This is a genomic window from Pseudomonadota bacterium (assembly GCA_011049115.1).
GTDB lineage: Bacteria > Desulfobacterota > Anaeroferrophillalia > Anaeroferrophillales > Tharpellaceae > DSCM01.
This window is the reverse complement of sequence record DSCM01000098.1, coordinates 1-21,984: the sequence shown is the minus strand read 5'-3', so window position 1 is coordinate 21,984 and position 21,984 is coordinate 1. Positions and strand designations below refer to the sequence as shown.

The 21,984-nt window shown below is 56.2% G+C and carries 22 protein-coding genes; 21 read left to right on the top strand and 1 reads right to left on the bottom strand.

All coding sequences use genetic code 11. The annotated features are described in order from the left end of the window. The first annotated feature begins 76 nt into the window (after positions 1 to 76). A complete protein-coding gene (locus tag ENN66_08790; protein ID HDS16681.1) occupies positions 77 to 1,357 on the top strand; it encodes an efflux RND transporter periplasmic adaptor subunit in 1,281 nt (426 codons plus the stop codon). Continuing rightward, positions 1,335 to 4,466: an efflux RND transporter permease subunit gene (locus ENN66_08785; GenBank protein ID HDS16680.1), complete on the top strand. Its 3,132-nt coding sequence runs from the start codon at positions 1,335 to 1,337 to the stop codon at positions 4,464 to 4,466. The genes ENN66_08790 and ENN66_08785 overlap by 23 nt, the downstream gene beginning before the upstream one ends. Before the next feature lie 72 nt (positions 4,467 to 4,538). Here ENN66_08785 and ENN66_08780 read toward each other — a convergent pair whose 3' ends face one another. Continuing rightward, on the bottom strand, positions 4,539 to 5,675 hold the full coding sequence (locus ENN66_08780; protein HDS16679.1) for a ribonuclease D: 1,137 nt from the start codon (positions 5,673 to 5,675) through the stop codon (positions 4,539 to 4,541). A 251-nt stretch (positions 5,676 to 5,926) separates the two neighbouring features. Here ENN66_08780 and ENN66_08775 point away from each other — a divergent pair, with 251 nt between their 5' ends. The 19 genes from ENN66_08775 to ENN66_08685 form a co-directional block, all read left to right on the top strand. After that, positions 5,927 to 7,705 (top strand): YgiQ family radical SAM protein, encoded by a 1,779-nt coding sequence (locus ENN66_08775; GenBank protein HDS16678.1) that lies wholly within the window; start codon positions 5,927 to 5,929, stop codon positions 7,703 to 7,705. A gap of 440 nt (positions 7,706 to 8,145) precedes the next feature. Continuing rightward, the gene (gene trpE / locus ENN66_08770) at positions 8,146 to 9,642 is read left to right on the top strand and encodes an anthranilate synthase component I (protein HDS16677.1); all 1,497 of its coding nucleotides are present in this window, start codon (positions 8,146 to 8,148) and stop codon (positions 9,640 to 9,642) included. Between the two features lie 204 nt (positions 9,643 to 9,846). Then, complete coding sequence (gene trpD, locus ENN66_08765) at positions 9,847 to 10,911, top strand: anthranilate phosphoribosyltransferase (GenBank protein ID HDS16676.1); 1,065 nt, start codon at positions 9,847 to 9,849, stop codon at positions 10,909 to 10,911. Then, a complete protein-coding gene (trpC, locus tag ENN66_08760) occupies positions 10,908 to 11,708 on the top strand; it encodes an indole-3-glycerol phosphate synthase TrpC (protein HDS16675.1) in 801 nt (266 codons plus the stop codon). The genes trpD and trpC overlap by 4 nt, the downstream gene beginning before the upstream one ends. After that, positions 11,705 to 12,379: a phosphoribosylanthranilate isomerase gene (locus tag ENN66_08755; GenBank protein ID HDS16674.1), complete on the top strand. Its 675-nt coding sequence runs from the start codon at positions 11,705 to 11,707 to the stop codon at positions 12,377 to 12,379. The genes trpC and ENN66_08755 overlap by 4 nt, the downstream gene beginning before the upstream one ends. Next, positions 12,372 to 13,571, top strand: a complete 1,200-nt coding sequence (gene trpB / locus ENN66_08750; protein HDS16673.1) for a tryptophan synthase subunit beta — start codon at positions 12,372 to 12,374, stop codon at positions 13,569 to 13,571. The genes ENN66_08755 and trpB overlap by 8 nt, the downstream gene beginning before the upstream one ends. Then, entirely contained in the window at positions 13,571 to 14,368 is a 798-nt protein-coding gene (locus tag ENN66_08745; protein HDS16672.1) for a tryptophan synthase subunit alpha, read from the top strand. The genes trpB and ENN66_08745 overlap by 1 nt, the downstream gene beginning before the upstream one ends. A gap of 42 nt (positions 14,369 to 14,410) precedes the next feature. Next, the gene (locus tag ENN66_08740; protein HDS16671.1) at positions 14,411 to 15,178 is read left to right on the top strand and encodes a UPF0280 family protein; all 768 of its coding nucleotides are present in this window, start codon (positions 14,411 to 14,413) and stop codon (positions 15,176 to 15,178) included. A gap of 16 nt (positions 15,179 to 15,194) precedes the next feature. Continuing rightward, positions 15,195 to 15,599, top strand: coding sequence for a 4Fe-4S dicluster domain-containing protein (locus tag ENN66_08735; protein HDS16670.1), 405 nt, complete (start codon positions 15,195 to 15,197; stop codon positions 15,597 to 15,599). Next, the gene (locus ENN66_08730; GenBank protein HDS16669.1) at positions 15,536 to 16,039 is read left to right on the top strand and encodes an Rrf2 family transcriptional regulator; all 504 of its coding nucleotides are present in this window, start codon (positions 15,536 to 15,538) and stop codon (positions 16,037 to 16,039) included. The genes ENN66_08735 and ENN66_08730 overlap by 64 nt, the downstream gene beginning before the upstream one ends. Before the next feature lie 174 nt (positions 16,040 to 16,213). Then, positions 16,214 to 17,410, top strand: coding sequence for a cysteine desulfurase (locus tag ENN66_08725; GenBank protein HDS16668.1), 1,197 nt, complete (start codon positions 16,214 to 16,216; stop codon positions 17,408 to 17,410). A gap of 758 nt (positions 17,411 to 18,168) precedes the next feature. Next, positions 18,169 to 18,510: a hypothetical protein gene (locus ENN66_08720; protein ID HDS16667.1), complete on the top strand. Its 342-nt coding sequence runs from the start codon at positions 18,169 to 18,171 to the stop codon at positions 18,508 to 18,510. A 115-nt stretch (positions 18,511 to 18,625) separates the two neighbouring features. Continuing rightward, positions 18,626 to 19,135, top strand: coding sequence for an ATP-binding cassette domain-containing protein (locus ENN66_08715; protein HDS16666.1), 510 nt, complete (start codon positions 18,626 to 18,628; stop codon positions 19,133 to 19,135). 6 nt (positions 19,136 to 19,141) lie between these two features. Continuing rightward, positions 19,142 to 19,399 carry a hypothetical protein gene (locus tag ENN66_08710; GenBank protein ID HDS16665.1) on the top strand — a complete coding sequence of 86 codons (258 nt, stop codon included), beginning with the start codon at positions 19,142 to 19,144 and terminating at the stop codon, positions 19,397 to 19,399. After that, positions 19,396 to 19,770, top strand: a complete 375-nt coding sequence (locus ENN66_08705) for a hypothetical protein (protein HDS16664.1) — start codon at positions 19,396 to 19,398, stop codon at positions 19,768 to 19,770. Before ENN66_08710 ends, ENN66_08705 begins: the two co-directional genes overlap by 4 nt. Before the next feature lie 359 nt (positions 19,771 to 20,129). Continuing rightward, complete coding sequence (locus ENN66_08700; protein HDS16663.1) at positions 20,130 to 20,486, top strand: hypothetical protein; 357 nt, start codon at positions 20,130 to 20,132, stop codon at positions 20,484 to 20,486. Continuing rightward, the gene (locus ENN66_08695; protein ID HDS16662.1) at positions 20,462 to 20,860 is read left to right on the top strand and encodes a hypothetical protein; all 399 of its coding nucleotides are present in this window, start codon (positions 20,462 to 20,464) and stop codon (positions 20,858 to 20,860) included. The genes ENN66_08700 and ENN66_08695 overlap by 25 nt, the downstream gene beginning before the upstream one ends. A gap of 40 nt (positions 20,861 to 20,900) precedes the next feature. Continuing rightward, a complete protein-coding gene (locus tag ENN66_08690; GenBank protein ID HDS16661.1) occupies positions 20,901 to 21,434 on the top strand; it encodes a glycosyltransferase in 534 nt (177 codons plus the stop codon). 86 nt (positions 21,435 to 21,520) lie between these two features. After that, positions 21,521 to 21,984, top strand: a 464-nt coding sequence (locus ENN66_08685) for a hypothetical protein (protein HDS16660.1), incomplete at its 3' end; no start/stop codon positions are given.

Sequence of the window (21,984 nt, the reverse complement as noted above, 5' to 3'; positions counted from 1 at the left end):
CGTGTTTAACCGAGAATATTCGGGTTGGCTGAATAGTCAACTTTAGTAATGAATTTTTTTTTGAAGAGTGGAAAAGATGTCCGAGATCTTACAGAAAATGGCGGCGGATACAGCCATGCCGAAACGTTCCCGGGCCATGCGTCTGCTGGCCCTGGCCCTGGTGCTGCTGTTTTTGACGGCGGCCTTTGTCCTCAGTCGTTATCTGTTGCTGACCCGACCGCAGGTGAGGCGTCAGGCGCCGGCGAAGATGGAAACCATGGTGGAAGTCATGGCCGTTACGCCGACCTCGCAAACGGTTACCATCGAAGCCCATGGCCGCGTGGTCCCGGCGCGGGAGATCAGTCTCAAGGCCCGGGTCCCCGGCCGCGTGGTCTACCTCCATCCCGATTTTATTCCCGGCGGAGTGATCCGGGAGGGGGAAGTGTTGTTGCGTCTGGACCGGATTGATTATGATCTGGAGTTGCGGCGGGCGGATGACGCCCTGGCGTTGGCCGAGGCGGATCTGCGTCTGGAAGAGGGCAGTCAGGAGGTGGCTCGGCAGGAGTGGAATCTGATCACGGCCTTAACCGATGATCTCGAAACCACCAGTCTGGATCTGGCCCTGCGCAAACCACAGCTGGCCAAGGCCGAAGCCCAGGTGAAATCGGCGCGGACGCTGCGGGAACGGGCTCGGGTCGATCTTGACAGGACGGTGATCAGGGCGCCTTTCGATCTGGTTGTGCGCGAGGAAAGTATTGATCTGGGATCTGAAATTCTGACCTCGACCCCGATTGCGACCCTGGCGGCGATTGATCTTTTCTGGGCTGAAATTTCGGTTCCGGTCGCCAAACTGGCCTGGTTCGAGCTGCCCTCGCAAGACCGAAAAGGAGCTTTGGTTGAACTCTACGGCCGTGAGCCGCTGCCCTATTCAGGGCGCATCGTGGCGCTCGCGCCGGATCTCGACAAGGATGGCCTGATGGCCCGCCTGCTGATCGCGGTCGACGATCCTCTGGGGTTGAAAAACGGTCGTTCTCCGTTGTTGTTGGGCAGTTTTGTTAGGGCCGTGATCAAGGGCGCGACCCTTGATCGGGTTTACCGGTTGCCGCGCTCGGTGCTGTCCGAAAATGATATTCTCATGCTGGCCGACAGCGAGGATAAATTGCGTTTTCAGCCGGTTGAAATTGTCTGGCGGGGCTTGCGCGAGGTTTTTGTCGGTTCCGGGCTTCAGCCCGAAGACCGGGTGATCATTTCAAAACTGGCGGCGCCGCTGGACGGCATGCCGCTGAAGGTCAGGCCGCCACGGACGGCAACCGACGATCATGAAGCGGGAAAAGTGAAGGAGGCCGGGGCGGCGCATGACTCGACTGAAAAACCCTGACCCTAAACCGCCGCGGGGCGGTTTGCGCCTCGGCCGCGGTCCGATCGGCTGGATGGCCGGTAATTCGGTGGCCGCCAACCTGTTGATGATTTTTCTCCTGGTGGGTGGTTTTTTCTGGGGGACCAGGATCAAGCAGGAGGTTTTTCCCGAATTTACCCTTGACCAGGTCGTGGTTTCGGTGCTGTATCCCGGCGCCAGTCCGGAAGAGGTCGCCGATGGGATTATTCTGCCGATCGAGGAGGCGATTCAGAATCTGGACGGCATCAAGGAGGTGTATTCGATTGCCAATGAAGGCAGCGGTACGGTTCGAATCGAGGCTCAGATCGATGCCGATCTGCAACAGCTGGCCGTTGATATCAAGAACGAGGTTGATCGCATCTATTCCTTTCCCGAGGATGCCGAAGAACCCCTGGTGACCATTCCCTCCCATAAGCGGCAGGTTATCACGATGTTGGTTTCTGGTCCGCGAGAAGCTCGGGTTCTGCGCGAAGTTACTGAAATGATTCGTGATCAGTTGTTGCATGATCCCGATATCACCCAGGTTGAGCTGCTGGGGGAAAGTCCCATGGAACTCAGTATCGAGGTTTCCCAGGAGGTGCTGCAGTCCTATAACCTGACCCTAGCCCAGGTCGCGGCCCGGGTTAAAAACGCGGCGCAGGATATTCCGGGCGGCACGATTCGGACCGCGGGCGGCGATATTTTAGTGCGGATGACCGAAAGAAAGGATTACGCCGAGGAATTTTCCCGGATTCCGATCATCAGTAATGCCGGGGGGAGTAGCGTGACCCTGGGTGAAATCGCCGAAATCAGAGATGGCTTCGAAGAAACCGACAAATTTCTTTTTTATAACGATCGGCCCGCTCTGGGAATCAATGTTTTCAGAATCGGAAACCAGACTCCGATCCAGGTCGCCGACGCGGTTTTCCGGCAATTGGAAAAACTACGCCGGATGATGCCGGAAGGCGTTTTTCTGGATACGGTTGACGACCGTTCCGAAGTCTTCAGACAGCGTGTCAATCTGCTCGTGAGAAACGGCTATTTCGGACTGGCCCTGGTTTTCATCCTGCTCGCGGTTTTCTTGGAAGCCCGACTGGCCTTCTGGGTGACCATGGGTATTCCCATTTCCTTTCTCGGCTCGCTGCTGGTGATTCCGTTGTTCGGGGTCAGTATCAACATGGTCTCGCTTTTCGCCTTTATCATCGCATTGGGGATCGTGGTTGACGATGCCATTGTCGTCGGGGAAAACGTATACAGCTACAAACAGGCGGGTTTAGGCTCGCTGGCCGCGGCGATCAAGGGGGGCAAAGAGGTGGCGGTGCCGGTGACCTTCAGTATTCTCACCAATATCGTCACCTTCATGCCGCTCTATTTCGTGCCCGGAGTCTTGGGTAAGATCTTTCGCCATATTCCGGTGGTCGTGGCCGCGGTCTTTCTTATCTCCCTGATTGAAGCCCTTTTTGTGCTGCCGGCCCATCTCGGTCATCAGCGAGAGCTGAGAAATCCGATCATGGTTTTTCTCAGTCGACAGCAGCAGAAGGTTTCCCTGGCGATCGCCGCCCTGATCCGCAATCTCTACGCTCCGTCGCTTTCCTTTTCATTGCGGTTTCGCTATGTCAGTATGAGCGTCGGAATTCTGATTCTGGCGGTGACGGTGGCCTATGTCGCCAGCGGACGTATGGGTATGACGCTCTTTCCCAAGGTAGAATCCGATTATGCCTATGCCTCGGCCACCTTGCCGGTCGGCGTGCCGGTGGCCGAAACTCTGGCCGTCAGCCGCCGGCTGACTGCTTCCGCCGAGAGCCTGCTGGATGAAATCGGGCGGGACCAACAGCTCAAGGGCATTCTTTCCTATATTGATCGTCATACCTCCTGGGTACAGGTCCATATGACGGCCCCGGAAATCAGGCCGGTCAATACCGGCGCTTTCACTGAGCGCTGGCGCCGTCAGGTCGGCGGTCTGGCCGGGGTCGAGACCCTGCAGTTTCAGTCCGACCGGGGGGGGCCGGGTTCCAGCGCGGCTCTGACTGTGGAATTGCAGCATCGGGACACTGAGGTGCTGGCCTCGGCCAGTGCCGAACTGGCGCAAGCCCTGGCCTCGTATCCCCTGGTTTCGGATATCGACGACGGTTTTACCCCGGGCAAGGATCAGTTCGATCTTACCCTGAAGAGCGCCGGTTACCAGCTCGGCCTGCAGCCGGCCGAGGTCGCCCGCCAGATTCGCAACGCCTACTACGGGTATGAGGTTTTTCGCCAGCTGCGCGGCCGCAATGAGATCAAGATCATGGTTCGTCATCCGGAGATTGAAAGAGAAGCTGAATATTATCTGGAGGAGATGCTGGTCACAACCCCGAAAGGGATCAAGGTGCCGCTGCTGGATGTGGTTAATGTTAGGCGGGGAAAGGCCTATACCAGCATTGAGCGCCTGGATGGACGTCGGATCGTCAATGTCACTTGTGAGGTGACCCCGCAAAGTAAGGCGGATATGGTGGGGGCGGCTCTGAAAAAGGAAGTCCTGCCGCTTTTGCAGCAGAAATATCATGGTTTAAACTATGATTTCGCCGGCAAGCAGGCGGATCGCATGGAGAGTATGGCGGCCCTCGGGCAGGGTATGATCCTGGCTCTGATGGTGATTTATTTTCTTCTGGCCATTCCTTTTCGCAGCTATATTCAGCCTCTGATTATCATGATCAGCATTCCTTTCGGCATTGTCGGGGCGATTGTCGGCCACCTCCTGATGGGCTATGGTTTAAGCTTGCTGAGTATGTTCGGCATCGTCGCGCTTTCGGGGGTCGTGGTTAACGACGCCCTGGTGCTGATCGACTTCGCCAATCGTCAGGTGCGTGACGGTGCAACCCCTTATGCCGCGATCATCAATGCCGGAACCCAGCGTTTTCGGCCGATTCTTCTGACCACGCTGACGACCTTTCTGGGCTTGATGCCGATGATTTTTGAAACCTCCAGGCAGGCCCGCTTTCTGATTCCCATGGCGATCTCCCTGGGCTTCGGCATCCTTTTTTCAACCGCTATCTTACTTGTCATGGTTCCGGCTCTCTACATCATTATCGAGGATTTTAAAGGACTCTGGCGGGGATTATGGGGGCAAAGCTGAAAAAAATATATTTCCCCTGAGGTTTCCGGATCGTCGCGTCCGCGGCGCCTGCGAGGTCATGGTTGCCGGGGTTCAGCTCAGAAAATCCGCGATGATTCTCCTGCCGGCAAACTCATGGCGCCAGCCTTGTAACAGAGGATGCCGCTTGGGGTCGCTGCCCCGGGTTTCAATCAGGTCTTCGATTTGCTGGCGATTGGCCAGCAGTCCGGGATCGAGGTTGTGCTCGCGGCCCAGTTCAAGAATGAAATCAGAAATTTTGCGGTAGGGCGCGCGCGCGGTTTTTTTCTGCCGCTCGTTTGCGGGCTGGGGCCAGAGCTCGGCCGGAGTCTGCAGGCCTTTTTTGATCGCCTCCAGCAGGGCCTGACCGTGCCGTTGTCCGCTTCGGGCCGGAAGGTCGCAGTTGTTTTTGAGGCTGGCGAGGGTTTGTGGTTGCCGAATCGCCAGATTGACCAGCATTTCATCGGAAAGAACATGGCGCCGCGGCAGGTCCCGCCGCCGGGCTTCCTTCTCCCGCCAGGCCGCCAGCTCCCGCAACAGGGCCAGTTCCTTGCCGGATAGCCGACGGCAGCCTTTGACCTTGGTGAAAACCTGGTCAAAAGGCGGGTCGTCATAAAGTTCCGGTCGATCATAGAGTTTCATCTCCTCGTCGATCCAGGCCCAGCGTTCCAGCAGCTCGGCTTTTTGCTTGATAGCCGTTCTGATTCGCGGCAGGAAGATAACGTCCTCAAGGGCATACTGACATTGTTCGGGGTTTAGGGGGCGCTGCAGCCAATTGCTGCGGGTTTCCTCCTTGCTCAGATTGCGGTCGGCAAAGGTGCGGCAGAGTTCGAAAAGAGAATAATTGGCCGAAGGGCCGATAAAACCACAGGCCAGCCTAGTATCGAAAATATTACGCGGGTAGCTGCCGGTCTGGTTTTTGAGAATGGTCAGGTCCTGGCGGGCGTCATGAATAATCTTTTCGATGGTGGGGTCCGCCAGAATCCGCCCCAGTGGTGCCAGCCGGTTATTCAGGGCCGGAATATCGATCAGCCAGGCCTGTTTTTCATGCAGAGCCAGCTGGACCAGTCCCAGCTGGGGATAAAAGGTTCTTTCCCAGAAGAATTCGGTATCGATGGCAACCCGGCCGTGGCGACGAATGCGGTCGCAAATCTCTTCGAGTTCTTCCGGGATTTCGATCAGCCTGGTGCGGCCGCTTTCAGGCAGGCTCATGGCTTGGCTTTTCCTTGTCGCAAAGATTATGAAGCCTTTTCCAGCGCGGGGATGAACCCCGCCGCTCGACTATCCAACGACGGTTTGCTCGGTTTGCAAAGAGGTACTTGCTTGAGTTCATTTCCGGTTTCTGCAAACCGAAAATGAACTGTGAGAGTTTAAAAAGCGGAGTCGTTTAACCCCTTTATCCCATGTCTCTATAGGTGACTTGGCCGTAAATCTCCAGAAGTTTTTTTGAGGAAGCTGTGCCGATATTCAAAATAAGCGACTTTTTACCGACCAACCCCGCCGCTTGCTCGCGGCGGGGTTGGTCGGAGATCGATATCGTTCTGGTCAGCGGTGACGCCTATGTCGACCATCCCGCTTTCGGGGTTGCCGTTATCGGACGCTGGCTTGAGGCCCATGGCTTTCGGGTGGCGATTTTGGCCCAGCCCGATTATCGTAAGGGTTCCGAAGGGTTTAAAATCTTCGGACGGCCCCGGCTTTTTTTCGGGATTACGGCCGGCAATCTTGATTCTATCGTCGCTAATTACAGCGGCAACGGAAAAATCCGTGACGATGATCCGTTTTCTCCCGCCGGCGACCCTTATTTTCCCGGGGCGAAGGGCAGAACCAACCGCCGGCGTCCGGATCGGGCGACGCTGCTCTACGCCAATCTGGCCCGGGCCGCTTTCCCCGGGGTGCCTCTGATACTCGGAGGGCTGGAGGCCTCGCTGCGGCGTTTTATCCATTATGATTACCGTCAGGAAAAACTCAGAACCTCGATTCTGGCCGACGCCAAGGCCGATCTTCTGGTGTATGGCATGGGGGAGCGGGCAATCCTGGAAAGCGCCCGCCGCCTGGCCGTCGGGCAGGATCTGGCCGGCATTGCCGGAACCTGTGAGGTTTTGCGCCCGAGCCAGATTCAGGACCGGGAGGTAAACGCAAAGGTGATGCGACTGCCGGGTTGGACCGAGATGGTCGCCGACCGGGGAAATTTTCTTTATGCCGAGTTGTTGATCGACCAGGTCGCCCGGCGGAGCGGGCCAGCTCGGGAAGTGCTTGTGCAGGAGCAGAAAAGCGGTTGGCTCTGGCAGAATCCCGCCGCCGAGTCTTTAATCCCGGCCGAGCTGGACCGGGTTTATGAACTCCCCTACACCAGGCGTCCGCATCCGGATGCGGGTCAGGTGCCGGCCTGGACCATGATCAAGGATTCTCTGACCATTGTTCGGGGTTGCAGCGGCAACTGTTCCTTTTGTGCTCTGACCCGGCATCAGGGGGCGAGGGTAGTCAGCCGCAGTCAAGCGTCGATTGTTCGAGAGGCCGAAAAACTTGCGCGCCAAGCTGACTTTTCCGGGATAATCAGTGACCTGGGCGGTCCCACGGCTAATCTTTACGGAACTTCCTGCCGTCGAGCTGAACCCTGTCCGCAGATTGACTGTCTCTACCCGCGGCCCTGTTCCAATCTGGCGATTGATGAGAGGGCTTTTCTCAAGCTCCTGGACCGGGTTGAAAGGATCGGGTCCGTCAAGAAGGTGCTGATCTCCTCCGGTCTGCGCCTTGCCCTGCTGCGTCGCACCCCGAAATTGCTGCGTCGGCTTATCGCCCGCCATCTGCCCGGAGTCATGAAGATCGCTCCGGAGCACAACGACCCGGAACTGTTGCGCCTGATGCATAAAAATGACGGCCTGGAGCTGGAGGATTTTCTGCTTGAGTGTCGTGGTCAGGCCAAAGCACTCGGGGTCGCGGTTGAATTTTCTCCCTACCTGATAGCCTCGCATCCCGGCTCGACGGTCGCCAAAATGGAACGGCTCGCCCGCAGTCTGGTGAACTGCGGCCTTCGGGCGCGACAGTTTCAGGATTTTACCCCGACGCCGGGCACGATCTCCACCGCCATGTATTTCAGCGGTCTCGATCGCGACACGCGGCGGCCCCTTCATGTTCCCTTCGGCAGCAGTGAACGTCGCCGGCAGCGGCAGGAACTGGAAAAAGTCAGCGGTCGTCAACAAAAACCGGGAAAATCCGGGGCGAAGGTCAGGCATAAAAGCTGATCATGGTTTATCTTTCCAGCGCTCATCGCGCCCGAATGGCCGCACTTTCGCGACCGCGCTCAGACAACCGCAATGTTATGGTGCTTCCTGGGCTCGGAAAAACGACGAACTTTCGCGAAGAAGGTTACGGAAAACCAGCTTACGTGCCCTCAAAACTAAAAAATGACGAAATCGGTGCCGGTTTTTTTGAAAAGAACTTGACATGGTCGCGCCTGACAGGTTAATGAGCGCCTATGAAGATGACTCTCAACCATAATCTTGTTTGGGGCTGGTGGTGGCCATGCACAATTGTTGCATCCGGGCTACCTCGGCAAGGGATGGGTTTAGGGTAACAGGGATTGACCTTTGAACCGATCTTTAAGGGCTGCGGCAAGGCTTGGATGCTTTCCGCAGCCCTTTTTTGTTTTTTTCGGGCCGCAAGGCTCTGAACGAGGTTTGCCATGAGCGAAAAGATTTTTCCGGAATTCAGCGAGTTTTCCCAGCTGACGGAACATTATCTCTATATCCCGGTTTGCCGCGAGATTGTCGCTGATCTCGATACCCCGCTGACCCTCTATTACAAGCTGGCCGCAGCGGAAGATTTTTCCTTTCTCCTGGAAAGTCTGGAGGGTGGAGAGCGCTGGGGGCGTTACAGTTTTATCGGTTATCGGCCGGCCCTGCTTTTTTGCCAGCGCCGGGGCGAAATCGAGATCGTCAGGGGGGCGCTGCGGCAGCGGCTGATCACGGTCGATCCTCTGCCGGAACTGGCCCGCCTGATGCAACTGATGCGCCCCGCTCCGGTGGCCGGATTGCCTGATTTTTACGGCGGAGCGGTCGGTTTTTTCTCTTTTGAGACCGTCAAGGCCTTTGAAAAATTACCGGATACGACCCACCGTGATGTCGACGGGGCCGACGCCTGGTTCATGGTTCCCGGCATGCTGCTGGTCCATGACAATCTGCGGCACAGTCTGTCTCTGGTTCGTCTGGTTGATGTCGGTGACGAAGCTATTAGCGGTGAAAAAAAGGCCGAGCTTTATCGCGAGGCGCTGACTGACCTGGATGAGGTTGTCAGTCGGATTCGCCGGCCGCTGGCCTGGGTGGCCCCGACTCCGGTATCTGAACCCCTGGCCTTTGAGGCCAATATGACGAAGGCTCAGTTCCTGCGGATGGTGGCGCGGGCGGTTGATTATGTCAAGGCCGGAGATCTGATTCAGGTGGTTCTGGCCCAGCGTTTTCACTGCCTGCAGAAAATCGATCCGGGGGCCGTTTACCGGGCTCTGCGTCTGATCAACCCTTCGCCTTACATGTTTCATTTTAATTTTGCCGGCGAGCGGTTGATCGGTTCTTCGCCGGAACTTCTGGTACGCAAAAACGGCAACCGGGTGGAGGTGCGGCCGATCGCCGGAACCCGGCCGCGCGGAGTCGATGCGGACGCGGACCGCCGCCTGGCGGAAGAGCTGCTGGCGGATCCCAAGGAGCGGGCGGAGCATATCATGCTGGTGGATCTGGGGCGCAACGACATCGGCCGGGTTGTCGATTACGGCCGAGTGCGGGTCGAGGAACTGATGAAAATCGAGCGCTATTCGCATGTCATGCATATCGTTTCCCATGTTGAAGGGGAATTGCGTCAGGGACTTGACATGTTTGCCGCTTTTCGGGCCTGTTATCCGGCCGGCACTGTGAGCGGGGCTCCCAAGGTCAGGGCCCTTGAAATTATCGACGAACTTGAACCGACCCGTCGGGGTCCCTATGCCGGGGCGGTTGGTTATTTCGGCTTTTCCGGGGATATGGATTTCGCGATTACGATTCGCACGGTGACGGTCAAGGACGAGCGCCTCTATTTTCAGGCCGGGGCCGGGATTGTGGCAGATTCCCGGCCGGAACTGGAGTATCAGGAAACGCTCAACAAGGCTTCGGCCATGCGTCGGGCTCTGGAACTCGCGGCCCGGGGCTGGTAGGGGGCCGGTAACCACCTTTGCCGGGGGTTGTTTTTTGAAACCCTTCGCCCTCCGGAGATGCTGGAGCTATGGCCTGCTTTTTACAGGAAATCGGAATCGTGTCCGCCAGAATATCATGTCAGCCAGCATCTGCTGGCTGAAGCGTTATCCTTTTATTTAGATTTCCCCGCTGGTCGGGGACGGTTAGGAACAGGAGTGCTTATAATGAAAATCAATGAAGCGATCGCCAGGATTGTGGAACGCCATGATCTCAACGCAAGCGACATGGAACAGGTCATGGAAGAGATTATGACCGGGGCCGCGACCCCGGCTCAGGTCGGCTCTTTTATCACGGCGCTGCGCATGAAAGGGGAAACAGTCGCCGAAATTACCGGCGCCGCCCGAGTCATGCGCGCCAAGGCGACCCGGGTTGAAACCGGGTTTGATCTAAGTTCCGGCGGAGAAATCCTGGTTGACACCTGCGGTACCGGTGGCGATGGTTGTCAGACCTTCAACATTTCCACCACTACTGCCCTGGTCGTGGCCGCCGCGGGTCTGAAAGTGGCCAAGCACGGCAATCGCTCGGTTTCCAGTCGTTGCGGCAGTGCCGATGTCCTGCAGGCTCTGGGGGTCAATCTGGAATTGACTCCGGCTCAGGTTGCGGTTTCAATTCAGGAAATCGGCATCGGTTTTCTTTTTGCGCCGTTGTTGCACAGGGCCATGAAATATGCCATCGGCCCTCGACGTGAAATCGCGATTCGCACGATTTTCAACCTTCTCGGGCCACTGACCAACCCGGCGGCGGCCAATGTTCAGCTGCTCGGGGTTTATGATCCGGCCCTGACCCGGCCTCTGGCGGAGGTTTTGAAGGGGTTGGGCGGGCTTCAGGCTATGGTGGTGCATGGCGCCGGGGGGCTGGACGAGCTCAGTCTGGCCGGAGCAAACCAGGTCGTCTGGCTGCGGGACGGGGAGCTTGCGGAAATGATTCTAAGGCCTGCCGATGTCGGCCTGACGGAAGCGCCGCTGGCCGCGGTCAGGGGTGGCGATGTCGAGGAAAATGCGCTTTTGCTGAAAAAGGTGCTGGCCGGAATCGAGACCGGCCCTCCTCGTGATATCGTTTTACTCAACAGCGCCGCGGTGTTTGTGGTCGCCGGCCAGGCAGCCGGTTTTCGCCAGGGGGTTGAGTTGGCGCAAGCGACCATTGCTTCCGGGCGGGCCCTGGCCAAACTGGAAAAACTGGTCGCCTTCAGTCAGGCGCTCAAGCCGGTTAGTGGGGAGAGACAAGGATGAGTATTCTCGATCAGATCATCGCCGCCAAAAGGCTTGAAGTCGCTGCGGCCAAACGGAAACAGGACGAAGTCTTGGAACGTTTTGCAAAAGAAGGCGTTTGCGAACGCGGTCCGCGACGTTCCCTGAAAGCGGCGCTGGGTTCTGAGGGTTCCCGTCCGCAGGCCCCGCGTATTATCGCCGAAATCAAAAAAGCCTCGCCTTCGGCCGGGCTTCTGAGCTGCGACTTCGTGCCTGTGGCGCTGGCCGCCGAATACCAGTCCGGCGGCGCGGCCGCGCTGTCCGTGGTGACCGAGCGGAATTTTTTCCAAGGGTCGCTGACGTGGTTGCGCGAGATCCGCTCCCAGGTTGCTTTGCCTTTGTTGCGTAAGGATTTTATTATCGATTCCTGGCAGATTGAGGAAAGTCTGGTCGCCGGCGCCGATGCCATTCTTCTGCTCGCCGCGGTTTTGGAGACGGGAGAGCTGGCTCGGTTTTTGGCGCGGGCCGAGGAACTCGATCTTGAATGTCTGGTCGAGATTCGTGATCTGGATGACGCCGCCAAGGTGGCCGCCGTCAATGCACCTCTGGTCGGGATCAATAACCGCGATCTGCGGGATTTTTCGATCGATCTGGAAACCAGTCTCAGGCTTGCGGCCCGGCTGCCGCAGGACCGATTGGTGGTCAGCGAGAGTGGAATTGAAAAACCCGCCGATATTCGCCGTCTGCAGGCGGGCGGAATCAACGCTTTTCTGATCGGCGGCAGCCTGGTGCGGGCCGGCGCCGACCGGTTGCGGCTGCTGACGGAGTTACAGACATGACAACTCTGATTAAAATCTGTGGTCTGACTCGGGCCGCGGATGTGCGGCTGGCCGCTGGCTGCGGCGTCGATCTGGTGGGTTTTGTCTTGGCCGAGAGTCCCAGGCGCGTAAGCCCGGAGACCGTGGCGAAGATCGGTGCCGAAATTCCGGAAAAGGTTATGAAGGTCGGGGTTTTTGTTGATGCGGAGCGAGACGAGATTATGGAAATTGCTGATTTCTGCAAACTTGATCTAATCCAGCTGCACGGTCATGAAGATGAAGCCTTTGCTCGGGCCCTGAGTCCCCGGAGGGTTCTGCGGGTTTGCCGTTTGGGTTCCGGTCGCGTTCTGCCGGCCGAGTCTTTCCCTTACGGCTGGGCCGCGCTGCTCGATACCTGGCTGCCGAAGCAGGCCGGGGGCGGGGGCCGGGTGTTTGACTGGCGACTGGCCGAACCCTGGCGGGGCAAGCCGTATTTTCTGGCCGGCGGCCTCAACCCCGGGAATGTCGAGGCGGCGATAAGGCAATTGCGTCCTTTCGGAGTCGATGTCAGTTCCGGAGTCGAGGCTGCGCCGGGAATCAAGGACCCGGATAAACTCAAGACTTTTGTCGCGGCGGTCAGAAGGGCCGACGGCAATGAAAGGTTGCAGGAACGATCATTTAATCTGGACAGGAGAGTGAGGGATGATGCTTAACGAAGATCTATTGCCGGATGCCAGGGGGTATTTTGGGGATTATGGCGGACGTTTTGTGCCGGAAACCCTGATGGCCGCGCTTCAGGAACTGGAGCAGGCCTGTGCTGAATATACTCAGGATCTGGCCTTTCAGGCTGAACTTAAGGAATGGCTGAAAAACTATTGCGGACGGCCGACGGCTCTCTATCGGGCCCGCAATCTGGCCCGGGAACTCGGCATTCGGGAGGTCTACCTGAAACGTGAGGACCTGGCCCATACCGGAGCCCATAAGATAAATAATACCATGGGACAGGCCCTGCTGGCTCAGCGGATGGGAAAAAGAAGGATTATCGCCGAAACCGGGGCCGGCCAGCATGGCGTGGCAACAGCGACGGCCGCCGCCCTGTTCGGACTGGAATGTGAGGTCTACATGGGGGAAAAGGATATCGCCCGTCAGGCCATGAACGTTTACCGCATGAGGCTTCTCGGGGCCCGGGTGATTCCGGTGCTTTCCGGCAGCCGGACCTTAAAGGACGCCACCAATGCCGCGATTCGTGACTGGGTTACCAATGTTCGCGACACGCATTATATTATCGGTTCGGTGGTTGGTCCTCATCCTTATCCGATGCTGGTGCGTAATTTTCAGCGGGTTATCGGTCTGGAAACCCGGGAACAGATTCTGGCGGCCAGCGGTTTGCTGCCGGATTGTCTGGTGGCCTGCGTCGGCGGCGGCAGCAACGCGATTGGTATCTTTCACCCCTTTCTCGAGGATGGTTTGCGCATGATCGGAGTGGAAGCGGCCGGCAGCGGTATCGCCGGTGGAGCCCATGCGGCCCCCTTGTCCGCCGGTGAGCCTGGTGTGCTGCATGGCTCCCTGAGTTATCTGCTGCAGACCGATGATGGTCAGGTCAAAGAAGCCCATTCGATTTCCGCCGGCCTTGATTATCCCGGGGTCGGTCCCGAGCACAGTTTTCTTCGGGATGCGGGCCGGGTCGAATACATCGCCGTCACCGATGACCAAGCCCTGGACGCCCTGGCGCTGCTCTGTCGCAGTGAAGGGATTATTCCCGCCCTGGAAAGTGCCCATGCGATTGCCGGGGTTGCGGCTTTGGCGGAACGCCTGCGTGATCAGGTGGTTGTGATTAATTTATCCGGGCGGGGTGACAAGGATGTCGCGACCCTGGCCGCGCTTAAAAGTGGAAAGGAGCTATGATGCAGCGTCTTGAAAATTGTTTTTCCCGGCTTCGGCAGGCGGGGCGCAAGGCCTTGATCACGTTTATCACCGCCGGCGATCCGATTTTGGACGCGACCCCCGAGCTGGTTGATTGTCTGGTGGCGGGCGGGGCCGATATTGTGGAACTGGGGGTGCCCTTTTCCGATCCCCTGGCCGATGGCCCGACAATTGAGGCGGCCTCAGGTCGGGCTCTGGCCCAGGGCGCGACTCTGGCGGGGATTTTGTCGACGGTCAAAGGCATTCGCCGGCGTCAGCCGCAGCTGCCTTTGGTTCTGATGACCTATTACAACCCCATTTTCCATTATGGCCTGGAGCGGCTGGTGGCCGAGGCTGTCGCGGTCGGGGTCGATGGTCTGATCGTTCCCGATCTGCCCCTGGAAGAGTCGGGAGAATTACGCCGCTTGGCGGTCGGACGTCTGGCCGTGATTCCTCTGGCAGCTCCGACGACTTCCGCCGAGCGTCTGGCGGAGATCGTGGCTTCGGGCAGCGGTTTTCTTTATTATGTGACGATTACCGGCATTACCGGGGCTCGTTCCGGTTTACCCCCTGAACTGGCTGAAAATCTGGATCTGGTCAGGAGCGTCGCGAAAAATCTGCCGGTGGCTGCCGGTTTCGGCATCTCCACGCCGGAACAGGTGCGCAGTGTCGGTTCCCATGCCGATGCCGTGATTGTCGGCAGCGCCCTGGTGGAAATCATCGGCCGAGGTCAGGCGTCGGATGCCGGTCGCCGGGAATTGACCGCGCGGGTAAAAAGCCTGCGCGAGGCCCTCGACTGAATCGTCGCAGTAAAACATTATACTTGACAAGGTTATTGGGTTATGTCTATAGGGAAGGGCGAATCGCGGCCGGGCGGCTATCGGCGGAGATTTTATCGACCGGACGGCGGTCTGTCCCCGCAGTTTGCCTTTGAAGTGCATGCGGCGGAAAGCGATCTCTGGATCAGCGGGGTTGAGCCTCAATATAAAGGTCTGGCCTTGAATCGTCTGCTGCATTATCGCGGTCAGCTCGAGGCCTTTCTGGCGCGTCATCCGGATTGGGGCGGCAGCCTGGTTCCGGTCGAGGCGGCCGCCTATCCACCGGCGCCAAAGCTGTTACGGAGTATGATGGCGGCCGCTGCGCTTACCGGGGTCGGTCCTATGGCGGCGGTGGCCGGAGCCCTGGCTGAAGCCGTCGGCCGGGATTTGCCGGCGGCGAGTGGAATGGTTGTGGTTGAAAATGGCGGCGATGTTTTTCTGGCCGGCAGTCGGGTTTACACTTTAGGGGTGTTTGCGGGGAACTCGCCGCTCAGCGGCCGGCTGGGAGTCCGACTTACGGGCTCGGCCCCTTTTGCCTGCGGGGTTTGCACCTCTTCGGCCAGCGTGGGACATTCTTTGAGTTTCGGCCGGGCCGACGCGGTTACTATTGTCGCCGAAGATGCCGCTCTGGCCGATGCCGCGGCAACGGCTTTGGCTAACCTGGTTCATGGCAAGCGGGATCTCGGCCGGGTCGTGGAAAAAGCGCTGGCCTGGCCGGGGGTGTCGGCGGCCTTGGCGATCATGGACGATGACCTGGCGACCGGGGGGAATCTTGAATTGATTGAAATATGAATAATAGGGAAAATTCATGAAGAGAATTTATGTTCTTCATTTCAACCAAAATAACTACGACAAGCCGATTGTTTATAAGCTCATTAAAAATTATGATCTGGTTGTCAATATTCTGCGCGCCGTAATTCTGCCGCGTAAGGAAAGTTATCTGGTTCTGGAAATCGACGGCGATGAAATTCCGTTGGAGCAGGGTCTGACCTATCTTCAGGAAAGCGGGGTCGAGGTCGAGTCGATTCGCAAAAGCGTTAAGCGCAATGAAGAAATCTGCACCAGCTGCGGAGCTTGCACGGCGATTTGTCCTACCGGGGCGCTTTCGATTGAAAGACCTTCGATGAAGGTTATTTTCACCCCGGAAAAATGCAGTGCCTGCGGTCTTTGTGTCAATGTCTGTCCGCCTCGGGCGATGGAGGTAAACTTTTGAAGCTTTCTACTAAAGGTCGTTATTCGATTCGGGCCATGGTTTCCCTGGGGATTCTCTCGAAACTCCAGGAGGGTCCGGTTTCTCTTAAGAATATCAGTCGGGTTGAAGGGATTTCCGTCAGTTATCTGGAACAGTTGTTTGTTCATTTGCGGCGTTCCGGTCTGGTGAAAAGCGTTCGGGGGCCCGGGGGTGGATATCTGTTTGCCCGTGATCCCGAGGCGATCTTTCTGGATGAGATCATGGCGGTGGTCAAGGAATCAATCAATCCGGTTGATTGTCGTAACTGTGAATATTATGACGAGGCCGCCTGTGCTTCGGGTTCTTCACGGAACGCCTGTTGTGTGACCCGACCGATGTGGGAGGAGCTCGACGAAAAGATCAGCTCTTATCTGCATTCGATTTCCCTGGCCAATCTGCTTTCCGGGTCAAAGGGCGCATAGGCGGATAAATGTTCGACGGGTAGACGGGCGGACGAAAGTTTTTCCCGCCGCACCGCAGCTGGAGTCCGGCGCCGCGATGGCTTTGAATATGGTTTTCCGGCTCCGCGGGGGATCGTCTTGTGTTATGTGTAACCGACCGGCCGCAAGCCGGTTTTTGCTTTAAGTGACTGGAAAATGAAAGATAATCGAATCTATTTTGATTATAACGCGACCACTCCGGTCGATCCTCAGGTGTTGGCTCTGATGGCCGAGGTGGCCCGGAAAAATTTTGGTAACCCTTCCAGCGGTCATTGTTTTGGGAGGCCTGTGGCCGGAATCGTTTCCCGGGCTCGCCGGCAGATTGCCGATCTGCTTAACGCCGAACCCGAGGAGCTTTGTTTTACCTCGGGCGGTACCGAGAGTGATAACCTGGCTCTGAAAGGTGGCTTGCTGCCTTCGCTCTGCCGGGGGCGCAAGGTCCATGCCGTCATCTCCGCGGTCGAACATCCGGCGATAATGGCGACCAGTGCTTATCTCGAGAGTCTGGGCGCCGAGATTACGCGTTTGCCGGTTGCCGCCGATGGCACCCTGAGTCCGGACCAGGTAGGCGAGGCTTTACGCGATGAAACGCTGATGGTTTCCCTGATGTTGGCCAACAATGAAACCGGAGTGCTGTTTCCGTTGGCGGAGATTGCCGCCCTGACCCGGCCTCGGGGCGTGCTTCTGCACACGGACGCGGTGCAGGCTTTCGGTAAGGTGGCGATTGATGTAAAGACCCTGGGGGTGGATCTGTTGTCGCTGTCCGGTCATAAGGTTTACGCGCCCAAGGGCATTGGAGCCCTGTGGCTGCGTTCCGGGGTTGAACTGGAGCCTCTACTGCATGGCGGCGGACAGGAACGAGGTCGGCGTAGCGGCACGGAAAATCCTCCCGCCATGGCCGCGTTGGGTCTGGCCTGCGAGCTTTTGCGCGGGCGGATGGGGGAGGAAAGCGAACGTATCGGTCGACTGCGCGATTATCTTGAGGCTTCATTGCAGACCGCCCTGGATGGAGAACTGATTTTTCATGGGCATCGCCGTCAGCGGGTGCCCAATACCTGCTGTTTAAGTGTTCCCTGGGTTGACGGTGAGTCTCTGCTGGCCCATCTCGATCTTGAAAATATCGCGGTTTCAGCCGGTTCCGCTTGTTCCAGCGGTGATCATCGGGGGTCGCCGGTGCTGCGCGCCATGGGGGTTGGCCCGGAGTTGGTCCAGGGGGCGCTGCGCATCAGTCTGGGGCGGTGGAGCACTCAGGCCGAAGTGGATCTTTTCCTCGAAAAATTTACCGCCATTGTCCGCCGTCTCTGGGCGATTTCTCCTTTATATTTAAAAAACCGGCGGTTTGTGGCTGATTGACCGCTTATCCGCAAGTTATTGCCCTTTGCGGGAGCGCCGCAGCCGGTCTGCGCCGCATCTTTCCGGCAATGAACTTGCTGGTCTGAACCGGGAATTCTTTGGGCTCGTTGAAAACCTGGTTTGGAGGCGCCTCCTCATTTATCAGGGAGCTGCTTTTGCCTTCTGGGTAATCTTGGGGGGCAGCTCACAGTCAGTGGCAATCAACCGCTCTAAGTTGTGGCTTAAGCTTTCGACTTTTTGAGGAAACTCTAATGCGGGAGCTAGCCCCGCAACCCAAAGGGGTCTTGCGGCCCGTACCGAAAGGTATTTTCGGTGGTCACAAATGAGTGCTCTTGTCAGACCCAGCAGAGCTGGATAAGTTTCTTCCTCGGGACATCCCCTTCAGGGATAACCCGTGAAGCACTTAACAGTTGCTTGTTTTTGCGGTTGAAAAAATGTAGAAAAAAATAAGAAAATAACGCAGTAAGCCACTAAATAGTCTGCGTTTCCATTTCTGGTTGTCGTTGCCATGTAGAGTTATAACGCTGTTAGCCAGTTGTTGTTGATGGGTCTGAATAAGAAAAAAAAAATAAACTTTCCGCCGATTTTATTGTGGCGGTGGCCTGGTCTTTCCGCTTGGCCTGGCGCGCCTCGCGCCGCTTATTTGCCACAATTGTCGGTTGCTTTCTTCTTGAAGCGGTCATCCCGGTGGCGTCAACCGCTGCCGGCTTTACTCCTTTTTGTGGCCGGTATTCCGCTTTTGGCGGTGCGCAGTTTCAGTGTCGTACAGCAATTATCAACTTGATATCAAAACTACGCAAAGGCGCCGTTTGGGGCGTTACTACACCTCGCGTTTAGCCGGAACCGAGAATGTTCCGGCGATAAAACTTCTTAACCTGGCCGGTGAGATAATTCAGCGTTTCGAAGAGACGGCCCGTTCTATCGTCATCGCCAGAAGAGAGATTCTGGAAAAGATATCGCTTCGTCTGGGATTCACCATCCTCTTCTATATGGTGGTACTGCTGGCAACGATAACCTGGTTGACCTATGATTTTTGTCAGGGGACGGTTGCCGTCGGGGTCCTTGTCACCTTTTCGCTGGCCGCTTTTTCCGGGCTCTGAGGAGCAATACTCAACTCTTCAACGCAATGGCGCTGGGAGCGGAGGCCTCTTTGGCTATCGTTCCGCTGCTTGATTTTCTCGCGGTTGAACCGAAAATTTCGGATAAGGGAGGAGTGTGCCGGCAGAGTACAAAGGGCGTATCGATTTTGAGCGTGTCAGCTTTACCTATCCCCATAGCCAGGTTGCGGTTCTTAAGGAGCTTACGTTATCGATTCCGTCCGGTCAAACGGTTGCGATTGTCGGTCGGAACGGCGCGGGTAAGACTACTTTGGTTAAATTGATCGCCAGATTCTATGAGCTTGAACAGGGTAGCATCAGGATAGATGATACTGATGTGAGAAAGCTTTCGTTGCGGTGGCTGCACGACCATATTGCGATGGTTTTCCAAAAACCAACCCGTTTTGAGGCCACTGTGCATGACAATATTGCTTTTGGCGATTGGCAGAAATTAAAAGATGCTCCGGAAGAGGTTTGCCGGTTGGCCGCTAAAACCGGAATTAAGGGTTTTGTTGAAAAATTGCCGCAAGGTTTTAAGACCCATCTCGGTCGCCTTTTTGGCGATGAGACCCTCTCTGCCGGTCAGTGGCAGCTGTTAGCGATTACCCGGGCTCTGGCCCGCAGCTAGGCACTTTTGATTTTGGATGAACCGACCTCAAACCTCGATATGGCTTCCGAAGCGTCGATGTTCCAGGTTCTCAAAGATTTGGCGGCCAAGCGAACGATCATCTTTATCTCACATCGGTTGTCGACGGTCAAGGAGGCGGATCGGATTCTGGTACTCGATGAGGGGCGTCTGGTGGAGGATGGCAGCCATGCTGAACTGCTGGCACGTGAGGGTCTTTATGCTGAGATGGTCAAATCTCAAAAGAGTGAGGTTTTTTTGCAATGAAGGCGGAGCTGTTGTCCGGTCGTTTGCCGGTTATTCATATCGGGATGCCCAAAACTGCGACTAAAACTCTGCAGTGGCGTCTTTTTGCCGGCCACAGTGAGATTTATTATCTGGGTCGTTTTGACGGCCCTTTTTTCCAAGGACGCTATCGCCGTTTTGAAGCCTGTCGCGATGCCACGGTTTTCAAGCTCATGCAGGGGGTCGCCTATGGCGAGGTTTATGCTCCCGATTTTGCCGCTTGTCGCGAGCTTTATGCCGACATCTCAATGCATGCCGCCAAGGAAAATCTGGCGCCGGTTTGGTCCTGGGAATCTTACTTCACCGATATCCTGGCCAAAAGGGGTTCAACTGACCGCTGCCAGCATCGATAATGAGAGATGGACGACGGCGCAGGTTGAGGCCTTGCAAAAAATCAAAGGCTCGCAGATGCAATCATTGCGTTTCAGATTCGCCCCGCGGCGGCGGCGGAAGGAACTTCTGGGCCTTGATCGAAAAAGGGAGCCTGGGGCTAGAGGAGGTAAGGCGCGTGCTCCGATCCCTCCCGCCTGGCGCGAGCGGATCTTTTCTTTGACCTTTAAGGGAAATCGCTGGCTGGAGGAGACTTTCGCTCTGCCTTTGACCCGCCATGGCTATTTTGGCTAGTTGTGGAGAGTCGTAAGATATCGGCTAAAGGTTTTTGGTTACATGTGGATCTGTTTATCAGGTATGAGTACCCATTTTAGGAAAGCTGATGGCAGTAAAGAATAAAACCCGAATTTTTATTGAGTGTACGCAGACCTTTTTTCATGGAGGAAATAGCGGCATTCAGAGGGTTGTGCGTAATCTTGCCAATCATGGGCCGGCATTTTCGGGCCGCGATTTTGATGTCTATCCCTTGCTTTGGACCGGTTTCGGTTTTATTATTCCCTCCCGTAAGGTCAAGATAAGACCATATTTCATGATCAGGTTAAAGAAGAGCGTCGAGTCTCTGGTCGAATCGAGCGGTGGCTATCTCCCGGATTTTTGCCGACGAATTATAATTCGTCTGGTCAAACTCCTGTTTTCGCCGGAACAGCGCAAAAAATGCGTGACCTTCCTTTTTCCCTGATGGCTCTGGCCACAATTCCGGCCAAGCTGATAATCGGTCGTTTTATCTCCTTTCGTGCGGGCGATATCGTGGTGCTGGTCGATTCGACTTGGCGTTCAACCGCTATGCTGGAGGCTCTTTTCAAAGTTCAGTTTGGGCGCGGGGTTATCCTGGGGGCGATGGTGCACGACCTTTTCCCTTTACTTATGCCGGAGCTTTGCCAGGAGGTAACGGTAAGGGGTTTTTCAGCTTGGTTTGCGCAGATTATTCCGCGGGTGGATTTTTTCGTAACCAATTCCGAAGCAACCCGAAAAGCTCTTAATGGCTATCTGCAAAAACATCCGGAGCTGCGCCCTCATTTTTTTTGCCGGTGGATCTTTTCGACTTGGAGCTGAACTAGATTCGATTTCTGAACGGAAGAAAATTTAACGCTACCTGCAACCCCTCTGGAATACCCCCGGTAAGGCCATCCTTACGATTGGAACCATAGAACCCAGGGAAAACCACCTCCTGCTTTTGGATGCCTACGACCTCCTGCGCGCCAAAGATGTCGATGTCTCGTTGATAATTATCGGTCGACCGGGCTGGAAGAATCGCGAGGTTATCGATCGTATCAGAGGCCATGCCGATTTTGGTACACGACTTCTGCATCTTGATAACGCCAGCGACCGGGATCTTTCTGAAGCGATCGAAAGAGCTGATTGTCTGGTTTGTCCTTCCCTTGCCGAGGGGTTCGGTTTGCCGGTTGTCGAGGGACTAATGCACGGTTTGACCGTTTTCGCCAGCGATATTCCGGTGTTTCGCGAAAGTGGGGAGAATTTCTGTCGATTTTTTAAACTCGATTCTCCTGATGAATTGGTCCTTCTTTTAGAAGAGTGGCAAGAGCACTCTGGTTGTCGGCGGAGGGCTTTGGTGAGCAGCAAAAGTTTTCCTGGCCCGACTGGCGGGAAAGTACCAGAGAGTTTGTGACTTTGAGTCTGGCTTTAGCCGAAAAAAGTCAATAAAGATTAATTGGGGGCAAATCGTGGATGGTTTGCGAAAGGAGCATTTTCGCAATGGCCGATAAAAATGGCCTCTTGTTGCATGTCGGATTAACCAAAACCGCAACGACGACTCTACAGGAGGCGCTTTTCGCCCACCACTCCCAGGTTTTCTATTGCGGTAAGGTCAAAGGTTTGGCCCACAGGGAGGGGTGTGTTACAGAGCTTCTCTACGAAATTTTCAAGCCCACTCTCTGGCAACTCTGTCAGCTTTTTGATTGCACTTATCCACGGAATCTTTACGTGGAAAAAGTGTTGCCGGAAATCTCGCCGGAGATGGTTCTGGTGGCGTCATGGGAAATTCTGGGAAACCGGATGACGGAAAAGTATGTAGAGATGTTGAAGCGGCTGCTTCAGGTTTTCGGTGGCTGTCGCATCCTTTTTGTCCTGCGTCACCCCTTATCGCGCATTCCTTCGGAATATCTGCAAAATCTTAAAGGACACTTCCTGCGCCAAAATCGTCGTCCCTGGATGGGTTC